The following is a 21,916-nucleotide window of genomic DNA, read 5'->3' as shown; positions in this document are numbered from 1 at the left end:
GGATCTACAGCACCCGCAGGACGCCGACGACTTTGCCGAGGATGCGTACGTCGTCGCCAGGGATGGGCTCGAAGGACGGGTTACGCGGCATCAGCCACACCCGCCCGTCCTGCCGCCTCAACACCTTCACCGTGGCCGAGTCGTCCAGGAGCGCGGCGACGATGTCGCCGTGGTCGGCACTGTCTTGCCGCCGTACAGTCACGACATCGCCGTCACAGATCGCCGCGTCGATCATGGAATTGCCGGAAACGGTTAGCGCGAACAGGTCGCCCTCGCCGACGACTTGGCGGGGCATCGAGTAGACGTCCTCGACCATCTCCTCGGCGAGCAGCGGTGCGCCGGCGGCGATCCGTCCGACGAGCGGTACCTCGACCGGCACTTCACTCCGGCCTCCCAGATCGGGCGCCCACGAGGGACGCACCTGGTACGCACGCGGACGGTGCGGGTCGCGGTAGAGGACGCCCTTGCGTTCGAGGGCGATCAGCTGGTGGGCGACCGAGGATGTGCTGGCGAGTTGCACGGCCTGGCCTATCTCCCGCATCGACGGCGGGTAGCCCTGCCGGGCGACCGTCTGCGTGATGTAGCGGACGATGGCCGACTGGCGGCTCGTCAGCTCACCCTCGGCGGTCCGAGGCCCCGGTGGGCGGCCCCGGCGGGCGAACGCGCTGCTCTCCATACCAGGCACCTCCGTACAAGATCTTCGCGGAACGTGACCTTAACCCGCCATCCGGCGCAAATGGAACACTCTTTCGACTCCGGAGTGCAGGCTTCTTCGACGAGGTCGAGTGCCAGGAGTCGCACGGTCCGCTCAGGGCGCGGTTGCCTACCGGCAGCTTGATTCCGCACGCCGGATTCATGTTCGGCTGGACAGCCGTCTCTCCCGGCGCCAACGGTTCTGGGGGGGGGCTTGGTTTTCTTGGTCAGTACTGAGACTGCAGGGGCGAACGGTAATCTGGCGGCCCCATTACGGCCTGAAACGGAAAGTGACTGACTGTGACCTCTGCTGCTGCCGTTCCCACCGCGATCTCAGACTTCTACTGCCACCAGGCCATCCCAGGGCTGGTGGACATCGAGGTCGTGACGGAGACGGACAGGGTGCTGGCGTTTCACCACACCAGGCCATCCCATTCGGTGCACATCGTGGTGGTGCCGAAGGTGCACGTTCCGTCGTTGGTGGACCTCGGGGACGACAACGCGGATCTCCTCCTGGAGGTCATGGAGGTCGTGCGGGAAGTCGCGGGGAAGGTGAGGGCTGAGCACGGCGCTGCTTCGATTACCACGAATGAGGGCCTGTACCAGGAGTCGAAGCACATGCACTGGCACGTCTATCACCGGGGTGAGACGGAGAAGGAGATCCTGGCGATGTACGGGCACCACGACGGCTGAGCGCTACTGGTTGCGTGTGCGCCGGGGCCTGGCCACGGCCAGTGCCTCGGCGGCGACCAGACCCGCGGCACGGTGGATTTCTGTGCGGTTGGGCTCCTGGGGGTCGCCGGAGGTGGCCGCGAGCCGCAGGCACGCTTCTGCCAGTTTGGTTCCGTCCGTCAGTTTTTCGTCGTCGGGGATGACAAGGCACCGGCCGGGATGGCGGCTGGCATAGGCGTGGGCGTTGTCGAGCTGGTCGCCGCGGCTGACGGAGGCAGGCAGGGGGATGAGGACGGCCGGCTTGGCGAGGGCTTCGATCTCGGCGAGGGTTGTTGCTCCGGCGCGGCCGATGACCAGGTCGGCGAGCCAGAGCGCGTCGGTCATCTCCTCGTGCAGGTACTCCAGTTGCCGGTAGTTCTCGACATCGGCAAGGGCGGGGTCGAGGTTGCCCGTGCCGCAGACGTGGACGACCGAGAACCGGGGGCAGAGCTGGTGGAGTTGGCGGCGCAGCGCGTCGTTGATGCGGGTAGAGCCCTGGCTGCCGCAGAAGATCAGGAGAACGGGCATGTGGGGCTTGAGGCCCAGGTGCCGGCGCAGCCGCTCCGGGTTGCCGTCGGCGAGGTCGTGGCGCAGGGGAAGTCCGGTGACGACTGTTTTCCGGTTGAGCCGGCGGGGGGCGGAGGAAGGCGGGACGGACAGGCAGACCCGGGTGGCCATGCGGGCGAGGATCGTGTTCGCGAGGCCGAGCGAGTGATCCGATTCGTGAATGACCAGGGGTACCCGGCATAGCCGGGCGGCGACGCCGACAGGGACGGTCACGTATCCGCCTTTGCTGAAGACGACGTCCGGACGCTCGCGCCGGATGGCCTTCCAGGCAGCGCCGATGCCGCGCAGCACAGTGAACGGCATGCGCGCGTTGCTCCACGATCCGTAGCGTTTCAGACCTGCTGAGGGGACCGGTCGGAAGGGAATATTCGCGTTCTTCGCGTATTCCTGCTCGATGCTGTCTGAGCGGCCGAAGAAGATGAGTTCGTGTGTGCCGTCTCGATTCAGCTGTGCTGCTACCGCGAGAGCGGGGACGACGTGTCCGGCACTGCCTCCGCCGGTGATCCCAATTTTCATTACACTGTGTCCGGTTCAGTTGCTGGTGGTCTTCTGAAGGGCTGTCCGTCCCGGCGGGCATGGTGCCGGTTCGCGATGCAGGCCGGCCCATCGTGCTGCTGTGCTGCGGCGGTTGGTCGGGTCGGCCGGACTCGAACCGGCTCCTCGGCAATACTTTTGCCGTGCTCAACCACTTAAGCTACGACCCGTTGTTGCCACACGAGATTACGGTTGAAGGGGTCGGGCAGTCAACGCCGCGAGGGTAATTGGCTGCAAATTTCGGCCACTTCTTCTGTAAGTTTCTGATGCGACATTGAATTGTTTTTTGACATGCGAGTTTGGATGCCGTCGAAGTAGTTCGTGACGGCATCACGCGGGAGTCTTTTTTGTCTGGTGTCTCAGTTAGCGGGGCCTGGCGAGGCTGGGGATGTGGCTGAGAGGCATCGACTCGTGTCGGCTGGACCAGCGGTCGATGATCTCGACGGTGGTGTCGGTCTGCTGCTCGGAGAGGACCAGGACGTGGGGTACGCCGAGCAGGCGGGCGTAGGCGAACTTCTCACCGGCTGCTTCGGGCCGGTCGTCGACGAGCAGGCGGATGCCGTGCTGCCGCAGCTGTCGGACGACCCGGTCGCTGCGCTCGCGCATCTGGGGCAGGTCGGCCCGCAGCACGACCAGGTGGAGATCGGCGGGGCCGCACCCTGGTGTCCAGCGCAGTCCGTGCTGGTCGCGGTGGAGGTCGGCCAGGGTCTGCAGGCAGCGGCTGATGCCGATGCCAGAGCAGGCCATGTGGCCGGGGCCGCGGTTGCCCTCGGGATCGGGGACGGACAGGCCCATCGGGGCCGAGTACTGCGTGCCGAGTTCGAAGACATGGGCGACCTCGATGGCGCGGATCGTGTTGTAACGGCCGTTGTCGCAGCGGCCGCATCCCATGCCTTCGGTAGCACGGTGCAGGGCGGTGCCTTCCGGCTTGAGCGGGGGCAGGCCCGGTGCGCCGGCCCAGGACAGGTGAGTGCGCAGGCCGTCTGATCCGTCGGAGATGGAGAAGTCGTTCAGGTGGGCGACGGAGGTGTCGAAGTAGAGCTCGGTGCGGGAGCAGTCCCAGGGCGTCAGGGTCCCCGCCTGCTTTCCGAACAGGCCGGGCAGGGTGTCGGCTTGAAGGAGGTCGACGCGGGCTGCGCCGGAGGCGGCGGCGAGTTTGCGCGGACTGACGTGCAGGTCTGAGCGGATGGCCACGGCGGCAGGAGCCGTGGAGCCGTCCGGGCGGGTGAGAGCGAAGGCGATGACGTTGACCACGGGGTCGTCGCAGGCCGCGGGCCGACCGGCGATCACGGCGCCGTCGCCGCGGTGCCCGCAGTGGTCGCAGGCGAGGATGCTGCTCTGCCCGATGTCGCCCAGCACGAGGTGTTCGGTGGACGGTCCGGCGGCGATGGAGCCGCCGTCGGCGGTGGCCTGGAACACGCCGGTCAGGCCCATGCCCAGCAGAGCGGCGCGGCAGGCGTCGTTGAGGAAGTCGACCGAGGCGCGCATCCCTTCGGCGTCGGCATCGAAGGTATAGGCGTCACCCATGACGAACTCACGGCCTCGCATGAGGCCGCCGCGCGGGCCGCGCTCATCGCGGAACTTGGCGGTGCTGAGGTAGAGGCGTACGGGCAGATCGCGGCGAGATCGCAGGCTTTCGCGCACGGTCGCGACCGCGATCTCCTCGGACGTCGGGGCCAGGCACATGTCCTCGCCGCTGCGGCTGCGGGTCGTCATCAGCGTGCCCTCAGCCTGGTAGACCTCCCAGCGGCCCGACTCGTCCCACAGGGTGCGGCTTTGCAGCGTGGGGAAGGCGACGGTGTTCGCGCCCCGGTCCTCGAACGCGTCGCGCGCGATGCGAGAGAGCCGGTCATGGACGCGCAGGCCGAGCGGCAGGAGCGTGTGAACTCCGGTGGCGGCGGTCTTGCCGACAAAGCCGAGGGCCTCGAGCAGGTTCATCGTCGTGACCGTGGGGTTCACCGCCCGGGGGCGTACGGGGGGCCACAACTGGCTGGCGTACAGCGGAGTGTCAGGCATGTGCGTCTCCCATCACCGTGGTGGTGAGTGCGTCCAGTTGCTTGGCGGTCGTGGCGATGTCGTGGCGCAGGGCATTGGCGGCCGCGGCTGCGCACAGAGCCCGGCGCGTGTGGGGCGCGTCGGCGATCTGGTCGACGACGGCGGCCAGGGCGTGCGGGTCGCCGGGGGTGTACGGCAGGGCGCCGGATCCGAGGGTGTCGCGCAGTCCGGGCAGATCACCGAACACAACGGGCAGGCCGTGGGCCTGGGCCTCGACGGCGACCAGCCCGAACGCCTCAAGCTGAGCGGTGGTGAACACCAAGGCGTCGAAGTCGGCGAAACGCGCCCACAGGTCCTCACGCGGCAGAAAGGGGATGAACTGGACTCGGCCGGTGAGACCGAGTTCGCCGACCCGCGCGGTCAGGGCCGGCAGTTCGCTGCCGCTGCCGATGACGGTCAGGTGATGGTCGTGGCGGGTCAGCCTCAGTGCCTCGATCGCGGTGATGGTGGACTTGTTGGGGTCCAGACGGCCGGCGTGCAGCAGCCGCAGCCTCCGCCCGCTGGTGGGCCGGGCTGTGGGCGCGGCAGGCAGCGGGATGCCCCAAGGGATGACCGCCAGGCGGTCGCCGAACCGGCAGCCGGTGAGGACGTCGACCTGGTGGGCCATGGCCGCGTTGGGCACGGCAACGGTTGTGCTCGCAGTGACGATCTCGGCCAGCACCGTCCGGGCCTGCTCACTGTGTGCGGCGGCGATGACGTCGGTTCCGTGGGCGATGGAGACCATCGGCGTGCTGCCGGCGGCACGGGTGAACGCGAGGGACAGGCCGAAGCCCAGATGCTGGGCGTGGATCACGTCGGGTCGGTGGGTGCGCAGGATCTCCTGGACTTCGCCGGTCAGCTCGGCCGCGTACGTGTCGAACTGCGGCCCGTACGGAGCCTTCACCGCGGCGAGGGTGACGGTCTGTTCGAAGTGGTGCTTCCAGGTGCCGGATCCGGGCAGCGCCAGGAAGGTGGTCCGGAAGTTCGGTGACAGCCGCTGGTAGACGTCGCTGGCCCAGATGGTGGAGCCGCAGGAGGGCTCCAGGGGCAGATCGATGCCGGTGAGGATGTGGGGGCGGGTCATCGGGGCTCCCCCTGGGGTGCGGTGGTCCGGTATGCGGTGAAGGAGGCGCGCAGCATGACCGCAAGGCCGGCCCAGCCCACCGCGCACGCGGCGTCGACGACGGACAGGCCCGGCATGAAGCCCTGCTGCGGCCAGGCCTGGGCGTATCGGGGGTGGCGGGCGGCGAACTCGTTCCACACGACGGTGATGCCGTGCTCGGCGAGTGCGGCGGGGTCGAGGTACTGGCGGGTGCCCTCGCCGGCCCACAGTTGCGCTTCCTGGGCATGGGCGCAGATCTGGACCAGGCGCTCGCTCTTGTCGGCCGTGCCGGGGTGCGGCATCTCGGAGGTCAGGCGCAGCGTGGTCTGCGCGCCGAGGGCGACAGCGAGGTGCGTGACCAGGTCGAGGTTGAGGTCGACCAGCCAGCGGTGGCCGGCCGACAGAGGCGGGGCGAGCACCTGGAGTGCTTCTTCCAGGTGCGGGGTGCGGGCGTACGCCAGGCGCAGGGTCTTGAGCATGCTGGCGGGGTTGAAGTGCTCCGCGATCCGCGTCTCGCGCAGGAGCTGCCCGTGGCGGCGGGTGACGGGCACGGTGACCCAGGTCTCGCCGTGCGAGGTCTTGATGCGGTTGCGGTTCTGCCAGCCGCGCTCGGTGTACTGCACCGTGTCGTACAGGGCGACGGTGGTGCAGCCGATCAGTGCCTCGCAGAACCCGAGCCAGGGCAGGAACGGCGGCTGTTCGATGTAGATCACGTGCTACTCCTTTTCCGCCCGGAGCGAGGGCGGGTGCAGCAGGGTGAGCAGAGGGGTCTCGAAAGCCTCGAAGGCATGGCCCAGCGCGGCCGCGGCCGGACGCAGCCGCCAGCCGACCTCGGCCGCGCGGTGCCGGGTGTAGTCCTCGCTGAGGTACCAGCGGCCGCCTTGGGTTGCGTGTTGGGACAGGGCGCGGATCTTCGCGTCGAGGAAGAGCTTGATGTCGACGAGGACGGTGGGTTGGAAGCCGCTGCGGGGCGCGTGCGGCTGGCCGTAGAGCACGGTGTGGCACGAGGCCACGCGGGTGGCAGCGTTGGAGGCGGCCTTGCCCAGCGCGAGGTGGTCCTGGTGGTCGTTGGCCACTGTCGGGCTGTGGGTGATCAATGTGGTGCAGCCGAGCCGGACCAGTTCGCCTTCCACGCGCGAGATCAGGTCGCGGTCGGCGCGCAGGGCTCCGTCCATCAGGTCGAGACTTGCGACTTCGGCGCCCGTGCCGTCCCAGGCCTGGCGGACCTCCTCCCAGCGGGCGTGAGAGGCGAGGCGCAGGCCGCGGGCCGCGTCTGCGATGGAGACTCCGTTGACGCCGTGGCTGGCCATCACCACGGTGACCGTGGCGCCGAGTTGGCGGTAGCGGCGCAGCGTTCCATACGCCATCAGCTCGGCGTCGTCGGGGTGGGCGACCACCGCGACGACGCGCTCGGCCTCGGGCGTGGGGGGCACCGGGTCACCGCCCCTGGAAGTCAAGGTAGAGCTGGGAGGGCATGGCCCGTTCGCCGGTGGCCTGGTACTTGCCGGAGTACAGCTCGATGTCGCCTTGGACCTGCCAGAACGTCACTTGGGCGACGCGGAGGCGCGGGTAGATGCGTACGGGCTGTACCGCGTGGAGTTGCAGGGTGAGATGGCCGTGCGACCCGATGTCGATCAGGTCGGCTGTCACGTGCACGAACAGGCCCAGGCGGGCCATCGAGGAGCGGGCCCGGATGATCGGCACGAACGTGTCGCTGCCGACTCGCTCCGCGGTGGAGGCCAGGTAGATGCGCCCCGGGGAGAGCACCAGGCCGTCGGCGGGGATGGTGTGGTGCTCGAACGGATTGTCGCGGGCGCAGTCGAGCAACTGCTGGGTGTACCAACCGATCCCGCACCCGAGGTGCAGGTCGTAGGAGTTGGGGCTCAGCTGTGCGGGGTCGAAGGGATCAATGTCGATCTCGTGGGTCTTGACCCGGTGGTGGATCTCGGGGCCGGTGAGGATCACGCGACCACCTCCGGCGTGCGCACGTCCCCGGCGACCGCGTGCGGGGACCAGGCGGAGGGGACACTGAGGTATCCGTAGGTGCCGAGGTAGGGCATGGCCTGGCCGGTCGGCTCCCAGAAGGAGACCTGGCCCACCCGCATGCCCGGATACACCCGCAGCGGCTGGACGACCACGATCTCCAGCGTCCACTGGTGCACGGAGCCGAGCTGGCCGAGATCCGCGGAGACTTGCAGAAAGCAGCCGAGGCGGCCGAGGGAGGAGCGGCCGATCAGGCTCGGCACGTAGCGGTGGCTGCCGATCCGCTCGATCGTGGCACCGAGGTAGGTGATGCCCGGCTGCAGTAGGTAGCCGTCGGCGGGCAGGTCGATCGTCTCCAGCTGCGCCGGCCTGCGCGGGTCTGCCACGGCGCCCGTCTGTACCTTGAGCTGGTGTCCGAGCCGGTAGTTGACGCTGTTGGGGTTGAGCATGTCGGCGTCGAACGGGTCGAAGGTGATCTCGCCGCGCGCTACGGCCTCCTTGATGGCGGAACCCGTCAGAATCACCGAGCACCCCCTGCCGCTGCCGCAACGTAGGTCTGCTTCAGCAGGCGCCGCTCCTGCGGTGCGAGGGCGGCCTGGCCCTGCCCGAGCGGCATCCGCCCGTGGGCGTAGCGCCACTGGTCGAACACGAGCAGTTCCCCCGGCGCCAAGCGCACCGTGGCTCGGTACTGGTAGGCGGCGTCGACCAGGCGGCCGAAGGCCGCGGCGACGCACGACGCCGGGTGGCCGTCGGGCTCGAGGAGTTCGCCGCGCTGTAGGTGCGGCAGCATCTTGCTGGTGAACCGGATCGGGGCACGGCCGTCGAGCGGCCGGGGCAGCACCGCGAAGCGGGGCAGGCTCTCGCCGACGCCGTGCACCCCTTTATCGGCGAAGTAGCCGAACACGCTCTGGCGCAGCAGGTCCCGGTCGGTGGCCGTGAGGGCTTCGGCGGCCGCCCACAGGTCCGACAGCGCGGACGCCCCGCCCCCGGCGGGGTCGGCGCGGACGCAGTACAGGGCGATGTAGCGCGGGCTTTGGGTGCGATCGACGAGGTCCACGTGGAGCCGGTTCTCGCCCGTGCCGTGGGTCCGGCCCGGGTCGGCGTCGGTGCGCACGCTCAGATCGCTCCAGCAGCCGTCGTCCGGGTAGACGCTGATGACGGGGCCGAGCGAGGAGAGCAGACCGAGGGCGAGCTCCACGTTGCGCTGGTGATCGCTCGGGTTCGTGAAGCGGACCAGAGCACGGCCGTTCCCCGTATCGGTGAGCTCGGCGGCGAATTCCCGGGGCGCCGTCGGGCCGTGGGTGACGGAGGGGGCATCGAGGGTCAGCAGGTCGTTCATGACAGCTCCTGCAGGAGGGCAGCAAGGACGCCGCGAAGGGTGCACGGCGGGCTGACTGGCCGGGCCGGCAGATTCAGCCGGTCGGCGAGGTAGCGGGTGGTCGCAACGGCACACGCGTCGTCCGGCGTCAGGTGCGAAGCCCGGGCGGTGACGGGCTCCTCGTCCAGGTGACGGGCCTGCTCACAGACCAACTTCAGGGTGTGCGTGCCGTCCAGGAGGACGAGGTCCGTGTCGAAGGGCGCACAGTCGGCCAGAGCCCGGCGCGTGACTTGGATCGGCAGCCCGCTCCGCAGGCTGGCGAGGTTGAGGACGAAGGCCTCGGCACCGACGCTCCTACGGGCCTGTTCGGTCACCGCGCGCGCCACGTCCTTGCGGGAAGCCAGGACAGCTGGAAGGCGCCCGATCGTCTCAGCTCCCCAGGCGTGATACGCGGACACCACCGGGTCCAGGCCGTCCGGCACTGCCGTCGGTCCGCCGGGGAAGGTCTCGACGGTGATCCGCGTCCGGCCGGGTTCGGGCACGTCGATCTGGACGAGTCCCGAACCGTTTTCCGGCGCCTTGATCACATGACGGTCCCCGGACGACCAGTGGTACCAGGCGCTGTGGCAGTGCCCGGCAACGACGATCGGGAGGGGCCAGCCCTGCTCCTGGTCAGCGATGTCGTGGGCCATCCCGCTGTGGCTGATGCCGATGACGACGTCAGCACCCGCGGATTTCAGCCGGTCCCGTTCGACGGCCAGGAGCGTGGCGGACGGTTCGTGGAAGGTGAACCCGGCTCGCTCCCGAGGCGGGATCGCGTCGAAGGCCTGCCGGCCGAGGTAGCCGACAATCCCCACCCGCTGTCCCTGCTGTTCCAGCACGATGCCGCTTTCCCAGCGGCCGGCGAAGGCCTCGGGCGGGCGGACGTTGGCACATACCACCGGCGGGAACGATGTCGGGCTCGCGAGCCGCATGAGGTCGGCGAGATCGTGGTTGCCCGGCACGAGCGCGTCATACAGCTCTGTCAGGAGTTCTTGTTCGATGCGCCCTTGGGAGAACTCGTGGAAGGCGTTGCCGCCGAAGAAGTCGCCGGCGTCCACGACGAAGCCGCCGTCGGCACGTCGCTGGCGCAGCGCCGCCAGCAAACCGCGTCCCTCTGGAACAGCGGAGTGAAAGTCGTTGGTGACGCACAGGGAGGGTGTCATCGACGCCTCCGGATCGCGGCCACGCGCAGCGTTCCGGGAGCCTTCGGCCAGAACTCGCCTCGGGAGATGCCGTCGATCTCCTCCCAGAGCAGGCCGTCATCGACGCGGGCGGCGCTGCGGTCCTCCAGGGTTCGGCGCGGCACCACCACCACTGCGCGTGACACCTTGCGGGTGGCGGTGAACACGTGGGAGGCCAGTGCTGCCGACAGTTCCCAGTCGAAGGGAAGGATCGACACCAGCACGCTGTCCTGATCCAACCCGGCGTCCAGGTCGATGCAGCGCACGTCGTTGATCGTGATGCGGGCCCGCCGGCCGAAGGGCCGCAGGCGTTCCTGCAGGAGTCCGCCGAGCCGCACGTCGCGCTCCACGGCCCAGATGTGGCAGCCGGACGCCGCGACGGCCGCGGACAACGTGCCCAGGCCTGCCCCCACTTCGAGGACTTGTGTCGCGGTCGTGAGCTCGGCGCAGTCCAGAAGCCGCCGAGCCGTGTCCGCGGAGCGCAAGAAGTGCTGACCGAACTCGGCTCGCGCAGTGAAACCGCTCTGCGCAAGTACCTCGGCAGTGCTGGCCGTGCCCGTGCGTAAGAGTGGCGGCGCATCTTCATCGTGGCGTGCCACCTGGTCGTAGGGCATCAGGGCACCCCCCTTTCGAAATGGCTCACGTGCCGCATCGTGTGCTGCGGCTCCACGAGAATCGGCTCAACTGTTCGATTGCGTCGATGGCTTGGAGGGAGTCCCGCGGGAGTCCCCTGAGCTCCCGGAGCGGTCCACTCGCACGCGATGGAGACCGGCCGGAGTGCGAAGGTGCCTTCCTGGCGAGTGCGGGCCGAATCACCGTCGGCATGCCCCCCTCCTTCGTGCGGTGCGAGATGCGACGGCCCAGAAGGCCCCAAGGCAGCGTTGCGCCAGCTGAGAACCGCACGGCCTTGATCACCCCACCTGGATGGATCGGCGCGCAACATTCGGCCCAACTGGTAGAAAGTGGGCGATGGTTGGTAGGGAGTCCCCGGGGAGTCCCGCATCTGGCAATCCGTCACCACTCGCGGACGGTGGGTGATTGGATTGCTGTGTGGAAGAAACTGCCCGTCACCCCCTGGCCGTCGCGCGGAAGGCGCGAGGCATGTCGCAGGACGCACTGGCGGCCGGGATTCAGGCGGCGGCCCACCGGCACGGGCTGCGCTCGGGCACCGACCGAACGCGGGTACGCAAGTGGGAGCGAGGTGTGGCCCCTAGCGAGGAATCACAGGGCTACATCGCCGAGGCGCTCGGCCTGCCCGCAGACATCGTCCGCAGCGACGATTGGCCGAACTGGCTGCCGCTCACCGCCAGCGGCGTCGTCCCTCTTGGACCCCGCAGCTCTGTGCCCGCCCTGAGAGAGGCCCTGCGAACAGCGATGCAACGCCGCACCTTTATGACCATCTCCGGCGCCGCCATGTCCGCGCTGGCCGCCGACTGGGCCGGCGGCCCCGCCACCGCACTCGCACAGGCCCGCGCCGGAAAACCGATCAGCGACGAACTCGTCGCCTTCCTGGAGAACACCACCCAACACCTCGCCGGGCTGGTCACCGAGGAGCGACAGCACACCGCCATCCTGCTGGATGCCCACCTGTCCACGGTGACCGAACTCCTCGAACACGGCCGCTGCACGCCCACTCTCGAACTGCGCCTGCACGCCCTGGCAGCCTCCCTGTCCCAGACCGTCGCGTGGCACCGCTTCGACCTGGGGCGCCACACGCACGCCAGCCAGTACTGGATCGCCGGCCTACACAATGCGCACGCAGCCGGGGACCACGACATGGGTGCCGGCCTCCTCGGCGACCTCGCCTACCAGGCCGCCTGGCGTCGCGACCACACCACTGCGGCAAGCATCCTCAACTACGCCCTCACCCGTGCCCAGAACCCTGCCGCACGCTGCCTGCTCCAGCTTCGCCTTGCCCGCACCCTCGCCGCACGAGGCGAGCGGAGCGAACGACGCGCCGTGCTGCGGGCCCTCTCCGCGGCGGAGAAACACCTCAACGATGCCGGCGTCGACCGGCCCGCCTGGTGCGCCTGGGTATCCGAAGCCGATCTCGCCGTGGACTCCGGCCAGGCTCTACTGGACCTCGGCGACATCGGCCGCGCTCACCGGCTCATCACCGAGGGCGAACGGCTACTGCCCGCGGCCCGGGACAAGACCCGAGGCGTGTTCCTCGCCTACCGCGCCGCAAGCTACCTCGATCTGAAGGAACCCGAGCCCGCAGCTGAAGTCGCCACCCAGTCCCTGCTCCTGGCCCGCCGCATCGGAGCACCCCGCTGCGTGCAGTTGGTCGACGACCTGCTCCCCCGCTTCCAGCCCTACGAGGACGCACCAGGCGTTCCGGAGCTCCTCCAGCTTGCTGCTGCATAGCGCGAAGCAGAGCACCCCCGAGCACGCGCGCCATCTGCAGTACGCGGCCGACGTCTACGCATCGCGACCATGTCCTCTTAACGGCGAAGGGCATCACCCTTCTCGGGTCTCCCTCAACCTATGCACTCGAGGGCAACCAATCGGAAGGCAGGGTGACCGTCGCAGGGACGGACGCGCTAACGGCTGCGAGGAGCCCGCTGGGAGCCGCCCCCGTCACATGGTTGAACGACACCTGGCCGCCGGAGAACACTGCGTCGGCGAAGGACACCCCGCCGCTGGAGAACCTGGCTCGGTCGAAGGACACATGGGCGCCGGTGAACGCAGAGCGGGCGAAGTACACCAGGCCGCCGGAGAATGTCGCGCCCTCGAAGGACACCGTGCCGCCGGAGAATGTTGCGTCGCCGAACCACACGTCGCTGCCGGAGAACACCGCACCGCTGAAGGACACCGTGCCGCGAGAGAACACTGAGCCGCCAACGAATACGACCTGAGCGAAGTTCAGCGTGCCGCTGGAGAACGTCGCGCCTTCAAAACTCAAGTCACAGTCGATGGTGATGCCAGTGAGGTCGAGATCGCAGCCCTGCCAGGAACGTTGAGTTCCCAAGGGACGTCGGTAGTGGTCGCCAATGAGACGCAGAATCGTATGGCGGACCTCGCGCAGTTCGCGATACCGGCTTCTCTGGTCCTGATGTGCCTCACGCTGCTCTTGGTTGCACGTTGCACCGTCAGACAGCCCGCCAGGGTCAGCGGGGAAGGGCAGACGGAGGTAGGCGCACAGGACGTCGACGCAGGTCTGGCGAAGGTTGCCGTCGGGGGCGTCGTCGGCAAGGCCCGCCAGGGCGTGAACGCCGCCGAGGCGGACAGCGGGTGAGTCGGAGCCGAGCTTGTCGACGGCCTGGGAGAAGCGTTCGGCGTGCAGTCGGGTTGCGTCGCGGTGGGCACCAGCCTCATCCACGCGCTGGCGGCGGTAGGCGACGACCAGGGCCACGAGCGCGCCAGCCCCGGCAACCACGCCGAAGGAGAGTTTCACCAGGTCGAAGAGGGTGCTGGCGTTGAGCTGCGCGGTGCGGTCGATCTCGCGGAAGTCCAGCAGGTACACCAAGCCGTAGAAGACAGCCCCGGCGACCAGGATGGCCGCGACGAAGGTGACGGACAGGGCCCGGCCGACCTTCCAGAGCCGCAACTCCCGGGCATCCAAGGCCGATCGCGGCCGTCGATTGGCTGTCATGACGAGGAAGACAAGCCCCGCAGGCCTGCGGTTGCGGCGCACAGCCGCCGTCGCCGCACCGTCGGACGCCCCGCCGCCTTGCCCACTGGACGCGAATCCAACAGGTCAGGAACCAGTCCAGCTCCCCGCACAGCAAGTTGAGCGTCCCGTGAAGGAGTGCGGAATCTCCCGGTGAACCGCGGTACCCCAGTGTCGCCGGTACGGGTGGTCACGGCCGGTTCCCAGATTGGGAACCGGCTGGTGGCGAAGACTTCGAACGTGGTGAGGAAGACGTCGAAGACTGTCGCGAGACCCCGTCCGAAGCGCCCGCCGATCCGTCTGGGGGAGATCAAGGCCGGTCGGCTCGTGAACCGGCTGCGGGAGTTGCACGAGTTGGGCGGGGATCCGGCGTTCGAGCGGTTCCCGGCCTCGGAAGAGCTCTACCTCGTGCTGGACCACGCGCAGACGTGGGCTGGCAAGTTGAAACAGCCGAAGGACAGCCTGGTCAACGTGGTGGGCGAGGCCGCGGTGTTGCGCGCGACGTTGTGGCAGTACCTGCGCGAGCAGGCCGACGCCGGGCAGCTGAAGGCGATCGAGGACGGGCGGGCTGCTGGCGTGCCCTGGAACCACTTCAGCGAAGCGCTGTGCGTGACCTCCAAGCAGGGCGCGTACCAGAAAGCGCGGCGGCTTAAGGCCGAGCAGGTTCGCGAGCCCGGCGAGCGCCGGACACCCGAGGTCGCTCGTGACCACCAGGAGCGCGCAGCCGCTGAAGAGCGGGCCGAGCGGGCCCTGCTGCTCGTGCAGGAGCGACGCTTCCCCGTCGCCCGGCAGATCGGCCGGCTGCTCCTGGAGCACCGCGACGGCATCGTCCTGGACAGCTGGGCGGCGTACTGGCTCGGCGAGATCTCCGAGACCATCGACGACCGCGACGACCCGGCCAAGCGAGCGCGGTTCACCGGGTGGGTGGAGAGCTTCGTCCGGGCCGTCCACGGTCATGCTCGGCAGTGCAATCAGCCCTCCACCACAACCGAGGAGGCCCGCCGGGGCTCTGGCGCTGGCCACTGAGTTCACTTTCCAGGAGCGTCCCAAGATCCCCGAGCAGGTCCCGCGTTCCCAGCCTGGGAACCCAGCACGACGGGGGCGCCGACGAACGCGCGGCGGCCGGACCGCCCGCTGACCCTCTCCGCCGATTCCGTCACCTCAGGAGCCGCATTTCGTCGGTTCCCCATCATCCGCAAGTGGGCCGTCGACCGGGAGGTCATCACGGAGCCAAGCGATCCCCTGTAGACGGAGATCACCGGGTCTCGTGCCGAGCTTCCAATACGGAAGAGCCCCGGAGATCGGTCCGGGGCCCTTCCTCGCAATCAGCTCGGCGGCTCTTCCTGAGTTATATCCGACTGCCCACCCTGGCACGGTGGTTCAGTACCGGCTGGAGGCGTCTCCCCCCGGGTGGCTCGGTTCCGGAGGTGCTCGATCCCTACTCCGATGCATGCGATGAGCGCTGCGGCTATGACGTTGCCGCCCACGTCACGCAGGAGAGAATCCCACATGTCAGTCATACGCACCCTTGATCCACTGGCTCTCAGCCAACTTAACTGCGGTTTTTTTGACCCGCCGGAGAGGGGCGATGAACATGACATCTACGGCGGATTTTTTTTCCACCGCTAGAAGGTGCAAACCGATGCGTGTGCCGCATCAATCTCAACGTAGCGCGGCGCGCGAGGGGTGGAAAGAGTGCCCCTCCGCTCGGCTCTACCGACGGGCGATGTACGTCCGCTGCCTGAGCTACAGCGCCGGCGGCGGATACCTTCCCCGCGAGGTTTCCCCCAGATCGTCAGAAGGGGTGTGGCGAGATAGGCGTGCAGGCCCGGCCTTCCTACTTCCGTCGGCCCGGACCTGATCCTGCCGGAGCCTCCGGCAGGGCGCCGCTCGTGAGGGGAACTCGCGCATGACCGTCGACCCGCGCCCCCCTTGGAACGTCAGCCGCCGTCTACACCGTCATCGTCACCGGCAACCATGACCGCAGGAGCTGACCATGACCCGCACTCCTCCGTCCCTGCTCGACGCCGCGCTGATCGAAGCAGTCGCCGAACGCGGATTCGCCATCTCTAAGTACCAGTTGGAGCGGTGGCGCACGCACCTGTGGCTGGCCAGGTCAGCAACGTGGAGCGACCCGGCCACGGGCGAGCTCCGACCTCGGGGAACATCGGTACAGCGGTTAACGCTAAGCCGGTGATCATGGTCAGGCGGGGGGCTCCGAGAGTGGTGACGCGGTTCGCGTACTCGCGGCGGGCCTTGCGCTGGGCCGGGATCACAGCGCTCCCCGGGGCTCTTCGCTCAGAACGATTCTACGGTCAGGGCCGCCAGCTCTCCTTGTAGTCCGGGTGCGTGTTGTACAGCGCGGCGATCCCCTGGGTGAATGGGCAGTCGTCTCCGTCGGTCCGGCACACGATCATCGGGGTCACCGTGCTGTCCTTCACCGCGGCTTGGAGGTCTGGCTCGTGTTCCTCCAGCATGAGCCGCTTGAAGGCGATGTCCGCGAGGCCGTACTGGACATCCCGGTAAGGGCTGGCTTCGGCGGCGGCCAGGTGGAGGCAGCAGGAGTCGTGGTCGTCGTAGTCGGCGGGGTTCTGCCCAGGGCGGTTGATGCAGGGACCCTTGTGTCCATCTCGGTACTCCACGAGGGCAGTTGCGGTCTCGTCGAGTCGGGCGTGGCAGAAGTCCCAGACCTCGTCCAAGCGGATCGGCGCTCCAGCGGCACTCATGAGGCCCGATTCTAGATCGGCTCTCTTAGGTCCTGGTTATGCGTGACTCCCAGGGCGATCCTGCCGTCGGGTCGTCAGTCGGCCTGCCGTCTGCCCTCGGGGTCGTGCTCGGTGCGCCGGCGCCAGTACCTCTGGCCGCGCTCCCAGACGACTGTCCCTTCGCTGATCTTCCGGAAGGCGGCCAGGACTTCCTTGCTGATCGCCAGGTTCCCGTTGTCGTTCGTGTAGGTGAGGCCCTCGTCGAAATCCGAGGCGATGTGGTCGGCGGCGTCCATCTGCCACAGCTCGCCGTTGTCCGTGATCTGCGTCAGCATCCACTGCGCGGCCGCCTGTGCGTTCGTGTCACTCATGGGCAGGAACGGTAGCGGGCCACTCGGGCCTTCTCTGCCAGGAGGAACATTAACCGGAGCCAGGCGGCACGTTGCCCTGGCGGCACGGTGTCTTGGGAGCGTCATGAGACTCGCATGACGGATCACGACCGCTGTGCTAGACGCCATGATCACCGGCTTAGCGTTAACCGCTGTACCGATGTTCCCCGAGGTCGCAACCCTGCTCACTGACCCGGAGAACGCGAGCACCTCGACACGAAGCTGCTTGGGGTCTCGCGAACGACGTTCTACAAATACGTACCCGAACTGGGGTCGGCCTCGACGCTCTCGTGCTAGGCGATCGGGGTCTGGCTGTAGCCGGACCCCGATGACCAAGTGGCATTTCTCTGCGGCGCGTTACTGCTAGCTGATCAACGAGCGCAACACAGGGACGCTGGCGCCCGCGCCCATAAGCCCGGCAAGGACGCCGCCGGACAGAGGGCTGCCGCTAAGGAAGGTGAGACCTCCGCCCACGCGGCCGATGAACGCAGGTGTACAGCCACCCTTCGCGACTTGACAACCCGACCCGCCGGGATTGGGGTCTGGTCACCCTGGTGCGGAATCTGCAAGAAAGCCGCTGTTGCTGCGGCGAGCAAGCACGCTTCCAGTGGCGAAGGTAACCCGATCGGCGCATCCTGGAATTGAGCTTCTGCCCGAAGTGGGGCGTCGAGGGAATCCCCAAATCGGATGCCAGGGTACGAGTAGGAGTGGGGCATGGACAGCCATGACGTCCCATCAGTGGGCATCACAAATCCGAACCATCCAGTTCCGGACCACGTCCAAGCTTTTTTCCGTCAACTAGACATTTCAGAGCGGGAACAACAGGCCCAACAGTTCGATGCGTCGAGGATGCTGGACCCTACTGATGAAGATCAGCAGGACCTGATCCAGATCTGGGAGACAGCAGCCGAGGAAATGGGAGTCAGCTCCAAGACGATACAGCGGTTCCACGATCTGCACGGAAGAAGAAGGGCCAGGGCAGATCAATGGTACGTGTCTCACGGCCCTGGAACTGGCGGCAGGCCGACGAGTGGTGGGCTCCTCGTGGATCCCTTGAAAGTCGACTGGTCTGCACTTCTTCCCCAGGACAACAAGTTCTGGTGGGCTGAAACGAAATGGTACGGCGCTGCCGCTGGCGTATCGATAAATCTCACAGACAGGGGTCTCACGTTCTCTGGTGGCCCCAGGGTGAGTAACGGAGATGTGTGGAACTTCGGCTGTGGGTTCACTGCAATCTTCGAACTTCAGCCTGAACGGAGGCCAGCAACGACCACTGGACGTTGGCAATCCGCGCCGTTCGCGGACGCTAGGGGAGTCGTCCGGGGGCACGCAGGGAACCAGTTCGGGGTTGACGAATTCGCCAAGTGCTGGAGGCATACCGACCAGACACTCGTTCAGTTCATCTTCGGTGGAGAGAAACTCATCCCTCGCGGCCATGCCCACGAAGTCGCCGAGATTCTGAACGTTGAGGCCACAAGCAACACGATCGACGACCACCTGATCCCGTACCAACCATTCCCAGGACTCACAATTAGAGAGGAAGAATTGCCGTACCCCGATCAGAGTATCTGGGCACGTCTCAAACTGGACTTCCATATGCAGCTCAAGGGAGCCGGAAGTTGGATCGTCTTCGACTGGGACGGCCAGCCGCCGCTCTTGATGTACACCCCGCAATGGCCCCTCGTCGGGGATGTCTGACGCGAACGGAGCGCAGCAAAAAGGTCGACGAGGGCCGCCTCAGCGACCGTAGGCGCGGGCTTGTTCGCTGTCGATCCTAGCGGGCTCCGCCCCTGCGAAGGCTGAGTCGGTGCTTGCAGTCCACCCGCCATGCGAGGGGTTCAGTTGGCCGTGTGTTGCTCGATGCGGGCCTGGATATCTGGCGGAAGGGATCGATCGAAAGTCGTCGTTACGGCCCTGATCAGCTTGTCGGCCCTGTCTTCGTCGGGGATGCCCTTGTTCTCGGCGCACCACGTGGTCAGAGCCTGTGTCTGGCTCGCCCACAGCAACAGTGCCCAGGCGAGTTCGTCCGGACGGTGATTGGCCATGAGTGCGACGGCCTCGGCATCGGTGGAAGTCACATGCTGGTCGGAGCAGACCAGGCAGCCCTGGCCGATGCCGTCGTAGTCGACGAGCTGGGGCTTCGGTTCGATCTCTGCCATGCTCGGCACGCTACGCCGCCTCGGCCACCCAAGTACGGGAGTTCACCCGGGCCTCCCTCGACCGGATGACCCGCGGCGGCTTCTCCGTCCCCATTTCCCGCATGCCGTCCTTCCAAGAGCGTCCCAAGATCCCCGAGCAGGTCCCGCGTTCCCAGTCTGGGAACCCAGCACGACGCGAGCGCCGACGAACGCGCGGCGGCCGGACCGCCCGCTGACACTCTCCGCCGATTCCGTCACCTCAGGAGCCGCATTTCGTCGGTTCCCCGACTCCGGCAAGGGGCCCGTGATCGTCACGACCGTGGTTGAAAAACACCTAGTCACCCCCACCGCACGCTCTCAAAGTGCGTGACACGGCGGTGCCGCCGAAGGTCAGGAGACCGGTCGGCGGCACCACAACGATGACCAGGGCCCGAGCTTCCCTCACCGTCGGGCGTTTCGTGTGAGGCGTACGACGTCGCACCGGCAGGCTCCGCCGTGGGCGATCGCGTGCAGTTCCCGGAGCGTCCAGCCGTGGACCTCCTCGGGAGCGCCTGTGCCGCTGTACGGCTGGGAGGTGCCTTTGCTGGGGCCGGTGTGCGGGCCGGGGAGAGTGTCGAAGGCCCACCCGCTCACGTGGATCTCGTTTCCGCGCGGGCCGGTGCGGGTGGTGATGGTGCCGATCTGAAGCATCCGCATCTTGCCGGCGTGCCGGGCGAGTTCGGCGGCCTTAGCCTGCGCGGCCTTCCTGGCGTCTTCATCACGGTGTTCCCTCTTGAACTGCTGGTCGGCGCGGCGGCGTTCTTCGGCGACGCGGGCGTCGACGGGGCCGCGGCAGGTGGCGTACGAGTGGCCGGTGACGGTGTGCCCGGAAGCGCTGGAGCACCATGAGCACGTCTCAGGGGACTTGGGCCTGATCGCGGTCGCCGACTCGATGAGGTAGTAGCTGACGCCGACGTAGACGACGGCACCGAGCAGCATCCACAGATACCAGGGCATGGCGGTCTCCTCTCTGGTCTCGTGGCCCGGGTCAGCCGACCGTTGCGAGCAGCAGGGCAGCGGGCAGGAGGCCGAGGACGACGTGCGCGGCCTGGTCGACATGGGCGGCCCCGCCGTGTGCTTTGAAGCCGCTCTGCCGGGAGAGGGACATCCAGCGGTCGACGGGCCAGCGGCGGTCGATGAAGCCGTGGCTGATGCCGACCCATCCGAGGGCGAGCACCGTGGCACCGGGCGTGAGCGTCACCTCGCCGGTCAGCACGGCGCCTATGCCGAGCAGTACTGCGGACAGGACGATGTGGGTGGCCGCGTGGCTGAGGTTGGCCCGCCAGCCGAGCGCGGAGTGCTCGGCCTTGTGGCGGGCTTGGTCATCGGTGTGGCCGGGGTAGTCGGCTGCCCAGTGCGCGGCGAGCAGCAGGATGAAGACATCTGCGAGCATGGAGAAGTCCTCCAGTCTGGTGACGGATTCGGGTGGATGCGGGGCGGCCGGTCGCTTGGCCGTGGACGGTCGCCCCGCCTGGTCAGTCCTCGGAGCCGCTGACGGCATCCGAACTGGGGACCGGGGACGGCAGACCCGTCCGCTCACGGCCCGACTTGTACATCTGCTGGATCTTGGACCGCTTGCTCACCGGGTTGGGCTCCTCCGGGTCGATGAGCTTCACGAGGTCCGTCCACGAGGCCCCGGCCATGCCCTCGGGGTCGGCGTCGCGCCTGTCCCTGAGGGCCACGATGAGTGCGTCGCGGCGCTTCTGGAGGTGGTCCAGGAGCCAGGAGACCGAACGCAGCTGCTCCTTGGCGTGCCGGTCATCGGCGGCGATGTTGGCGAACTGCATGGGGTCGCCGAGCGCGCGCAGTGCGTCCTCGATGATGCCGTCGGTGAAGGCCTGGTAGACGTAGTTGCGCGGGTCGTCGTTCTTCGTCCATGTGGTGGTGTGGCTACGGGAGTTGTTCTGCTCGGTGATCAGCACTGGCTGCTCCAGGGCAGGCTCGGGACACCCCGCCAGGGGTGTACGTGATTACGTACACCATCATGTACGTAATCACGTACACGCACAAGGGGTGGTTGCATCCGCTTTCGACTACGGCAGACACCCCGTCCCGGTGCCTTTCCGGGAGGTCATACTTCCCGCTCCCCCATTCACCGAGCGCAGGAACCCAGCAGCACCCCGACGAACGCCCCGGTCAGCAGGAACGGGCCGAACGGGATCCTGGACTCCCGGCCTGCCCGGCCCGCGACCATGAGGCTGATGCCGTACACCGCCCCGAGCAGGTAGCCCGCGAAGGTCCCGATGAGGACGATGGCCCAGCCGTACCAGCCCAGGACAGCGCCCAGGGTGAGGGCGAGCTTCACATCGCCGAACCCGAAGCCGTGGCTGATGAGGAAGAGCACGAAGTAGCAGGCGCCCAGAATGAGGGAGCCGAGCAGCGCGGAGGTCCAGCTGCCGGCGGCGCCGGGCACTACCGCGGCACCGCCGAGCAGTATGAGGGCGGCCGCGGCGAGCGGCAGGGTGAGCACGTCGGGCAGCCGGTGCGCCGCGAAGTCAACGACGGCGAGCAGCACGCCGACCGGAGCGAGCACCAGCCAGACCGCCAGTTCGGGGCGCGCTCCCGTGGCGGCCGCCAGCACGGCACAGACCACGGCCACAACGACCGTGATGGCAGGCGTACTTGGGCCGAACACGTCTCCGTCGGCGCAGCGGGCCCGCCCCAGCCATCCGCCCCGGGTGCCGGCGAGGGGGTGCCCGGCGGGACACGCTGTCCGCCACGGCTCATCGTGCGGCACGGACAACCGGTAGGCGGCGCGCGGTATGAGCAGACCTGTGCCGGCACCCCACAGGACCGCCGCCGCGGTGATCCAGAACGTCTCCACCGAACGGAGCCTATGCTCAGCCCGTCCGGTGTTGCGGACGGCC

Annotated in this window: 23 protein-coding genes and 1 tRNA gene; 4 read left to right on the top strand and 20 right to left on the bottom strand. The window is 67.9% G+C overall.

Annotated features, from left to right (window positions below; translation table 11 throughout):
- Positions 1-4: 4 nt before the first annotated feature.
- Positions 5-676 carry a transcriptional repressor LexA gene (gene lexA, locus ABZ098_RS36565; protein WP_356598066.1) on the bottom strand — a complete coding sequence of 224 codons (672 nt, stop codon included), beginning with the start codon at positions 674-676 and terminating at the stop codon, positions 5-7.
- 386 nt (positions 677-1,062) lie between these two features.
- Between lexA and ABZ098_RS36560 the strand changes: the two genes are divergently transcribed.
- The gene (locus tag ABZ098_RS36560; protein ID WP_356598065.1) at positions 1,063-1,386 is read left to right on the top strand and encodes an HIT domain-containing protein; all 324 of its coding nucleotides are present in this window, start codon (positions 1,063-1,065) and stop codon (positions 1,384-1,386) included.
- A gap of 3 nt (positions 1,387-1,389) precedes the next feature.
- Here the strand turns inward: ABZ098_RS36560 and ABZ098_RS36555 are convergent, their stop codons facing one another.
- The 11 genes from ABZ098_RS36555 to ABZ098_RS36505 all read right to left on the bottom strand — a co-directional run bounded on the left by ABZ098_RS36555 (position 1,390) and on the right by ABZ098_RS36505 (position 10,779).
- A complete protein-coding gene (locus tag ABZ098_RS36555; RefSeq protein WP_356598064.1) occupies positions 1,390-2,487 on the bottom strand; it encodes a UDP-N-acetylglucosamine--N-acetylmuramyl-(pentapeptide) pyrophosphoryl-undecaprenol N-acetylglucosamine transferase in 1,098 nt (365 codons plus the stop codon).
- A 113-nt stretch (positions 2,488-2,600) separates the two neighbouring features.
- Positions 2,601-2,675: transfer RNA gene (locus tag ABZ098_RS36550), tRNA-Thr, on the bottom strand.
- Between the two features lie 193 nt (positions 2,676-2,868).
- A complete protein-coding gene (locus ABZ098_RS36545; protein WP_356598063.1) occupies positions 2,869-4,521 on the bottom strand; it encodes an aminoacyl--tRNA ligase-related protein in 1,653 nt (550 codons plus the stop codon).
- Positions 4,514-5,623, bottom strand: a complete 1,110-nt coding sequence (locus tag ABZ098_RS36540; RefSeq protein WP_356598062.1) for a glycosyltransferase family 4 protein — start codon at positions 5,621-5,623, stop codon at positions 4,514-4,516. Before ABZ098_RS36540 ends, ABZ098_RS36545 begins: the two co-directional genes overlap by 8 nt.
- Positions 5,620-6,354, bottom strand: a complete 735-nt coding sequence (locus tag ABZ098_RS36535) for a WbqC family protein (protein ID WP_356598061.1) — start codon at positions 6,352-6,354, stop codon at positions 5,620-5,622. Before ABZ098_RS36535 ends, ABZ098_RS36540 begins: the two co-directional genes overlap by 4 nt.
- Before the next feature lie 3 nt (positions 6,355-6,357).
- Positions 6,358-7,074: a PIG-L family deacetylase gene (locus ABZ098_RS36530; RefSeq protein ID WP_356598060.1), complete on the bottom strand. Its 717-nt coding sequence runs from the start codon at positions 7,072-7,074 to the stop codon at positions 6,358-6,360.
- 4 nt (positions 7,075-7,078) lie between these two features.
- Positions 7,079-7,606: a dCTP deaminase gene (gene dcd, locus ABZ098_RS36525; protein ID WP_356598059.1), complete on the bottom strand. Its 528-nt coding sequence runs from the start codon at positions 7,604-7,606 to the stop codon at positions 7,079-7,081.
- A complete protein-coding gene (locus ABZ098_RS36520) occupies positions 7,603-8,148 on the bottom strand; it encodes a deoxycytidine deaminase (protein ID WP_356598058.1) in 546 nt (181 codons plus the stop codon). Before ABZ098_RS36520 ends, dcd begins: the two co-directional genes overlap by 4 nt.
- Positions 8,145-8,963 (bottom strand): TauD/TfdA family dioxygenase, encoded by an 819-nt coding sequence (locus ABZ098_RS36515; RefSeq protein ID WP_356598057.1) that lies wholly within the window; start codon positions 8,961-8,963, stop codon positions 8,145-8,147. Before ABZ098_RS36515 ends, ABZ098_RS36520 begins: the two co-directional genes overlap by 4 nt.
- Complete coding sequence (locus tag ABZ098_RS36510; RefSeq protein WP_356598056.1) at positions 8,960-10,147, bottom strand: metallophosphoesterase; 1,188 nt, start codon at positions 10,145-10,147, stop codon at positions 8,960-8,962. The genes ABZ098_RS36515 and ABZ098_RS36510 overlap by 4 nt, the downstream gene beginning before the upstream one ends.
- Entirely contained in the window at positions 10,144-10,779 is a 636-nt protein-coding gene (locus ABZ098_RS36505; protein ID WP_356598055.1) for an rRNA adenine N-6-methyltransferase family protein, read from the bottom strand. The genes ABZ098_RS36510 and ABZ098_RS36505 overlap by 4 nt, the downstream gene beginning before the upstream one ends.
- 487 nt (positions 10,780-11,266) lie before the next feature.
- Between ABZ098_RS36505 and ABZ098_RS36500 the strand changes: the two genes are divergently transcribed.
- A complete protein-coding gene (locus ABZ098_RS36500) occupies positions 11,267-12,532 on the top strand; it encodes an XRE family transcriptional regulator (protein ID WP_356598054.1) in 1,266 nt (421 codons plus the stop codon).
- Positions 12,533-12,650: 118 nt separating this feature from the next.
- Here the strand turns inward: ABZ098_RS36500 and ABZ098_RS36495 are convergent, their stop codons facing one another.
- The gene (locus tag ABZ098_RS36495) at positions 12,651-13,760 is read right to left on the bottom strand and encodes a pentapeptide repeat-containing protein (protein WP_356598053.1); all 1,110 of its coding nucleotides are present in this window, start codon (positions 13,758-13,760) and stop codon (positions 12,651-12,653) included.
- A gap of 240 nt (positions 13,761-14,000) precedes the next feature.
- Between ABZ098_RS36495 and ABZ098_RS36490 the strand changes: the two genes are divergently transcribed.
- Positions 14,001-14,804 carry a hypothetical protein gene (locus ABZ098_RS36490; RefSeq protein WP_356598052.1) on the top strand — a complete coding sequence of 268 codons (804 nt, stop codon included), beginning with the start codon at positions 14,001-14,003 and terminating at the stop codon, positions 14,802-14,804.
- A gap of 1,289 nt (positions 14,805-16,093) precedes the next feature.
- On the opposite strand, the gene ABZ098_RS36485 is transcribed toward ABZ098_RS36490, so the two are convergent.
- On the bottom strand, positions 16,094-16,504 hold the full coding sequence (locus ABZ098_RS36485; protein ID WP_356598051.1) for a DUF6221 family protein: 411 nt from the start codon (positions 16,502-16,504) through the stop codon (positions 16,094-16,096).
- 74 nt (positions 16,505-16,578) lie between these two features.
- A complete protein-coding gene (locus ABZ098_RS36480) occupies positions 16,579-16,854 on the bottom strand; it encodes a hypothetical protein (protein ID WP_356598050.1) in 276 nt (91 codons plus the stop codon).
- A gap of 732 nt (positions 16,855-17,586) precedes the next feature.
- Between ABZ098_RS36480 and ABZ098_RS36475 the strand changes: the two genes are divergently transcribed.
- Complete coding sequence (locus ABZ098_RS36475; protein WP_356598049.1) at positions 17,587-18,570, top strand: hypothetical protein; 984 nt, start codon at positions 17,587-17,589, stop codon at positions 18,568-18,570.
- A 140-nt stretch (positions 18,571-18,710) separates the two neighbouring features.
- Here ABZ098_RS36475 and ABZ098_RS36470 read toward each other — a convergent pair whose 3' ends face one another.
- The 5 genes from ABZ098_RS36470 to ABZ098_RS36450 form a co-directional block, all read right to left on the bottom strand.
- Positions 18,711-19,031 (bottom strand): hypothetical protein, encoded by a 321-nt coding sequence (locus ABZ098_RS36470; protein WP_356598048.1) that lies wholly within the window; start codon positions 19,029-19,031, stop codon positions 18,711-18,713.
- Between the two features lie 420 nt (positions 19,032-19,451).
- Positions 19,452-20,006 carry a hypothetical protein gene (locus ABZ098_RS36465; RefSeq protein WP_356598047.1) on the bottom strand — a complete coding sequence of 185 codons (555 nt, stop codon included), beginning with the start codon at positions 20,004-20,006 and terminating at the stop codon, positions 19,452-19,454.
- 31 nt (positions 20,007-20,037) lie between these two features.
- Positions 20,038-20,442, bottom strand: a complete 405-nt coding sequence (locus tag ABZ098_RS36460) for a DUF3307 domain-containing protein (RefSeq protein ID WP_356598046.1) — start codon at positions 20,440-20,442, stop codon at positions 20,038-20,040.
- An 82-nt stretch (positions 20,443-20,524) separates the two neighbouring features.
- Positions 20,525-20,971: a hypothetical protein gene (locus ABZ098_RS36455; protein WP_356598045.1), complete on the bottom strand. Its 447-nt coding sequence runs from the start codon at positions 20,969-20,971 to the stop codon at positions 20,525-20,527.
- A gap of 170 nt (positions 20,972-21,141) precedes the next feature.
- Positions 21,142-21,873 (bottom strand): A24 family peptidase, encoded by a 732-nt coding sequence (locus ABZ098_RS36450; protein WP_356598044.1) that lies wholly within the window; start codon positions 21,871-21,873, stop codon positions 21,142-21,144.
- Between the last annotated feature and the right edge of the window lie 43 nt (positions 21,874-21,916).

The organism is Streptomyces sp. NPDC006335, assembly GCF_040612795.1.
In the GTDB taxonomy this organism is placed as follows: Bacteria; Actinomycetota; Actinomycetes; order Streptomycetales; family Streptomycetaceae; genus Streptomyces.
This window is presented reverse-complemented; position numbering and strand designations above follow the sequence as displayed.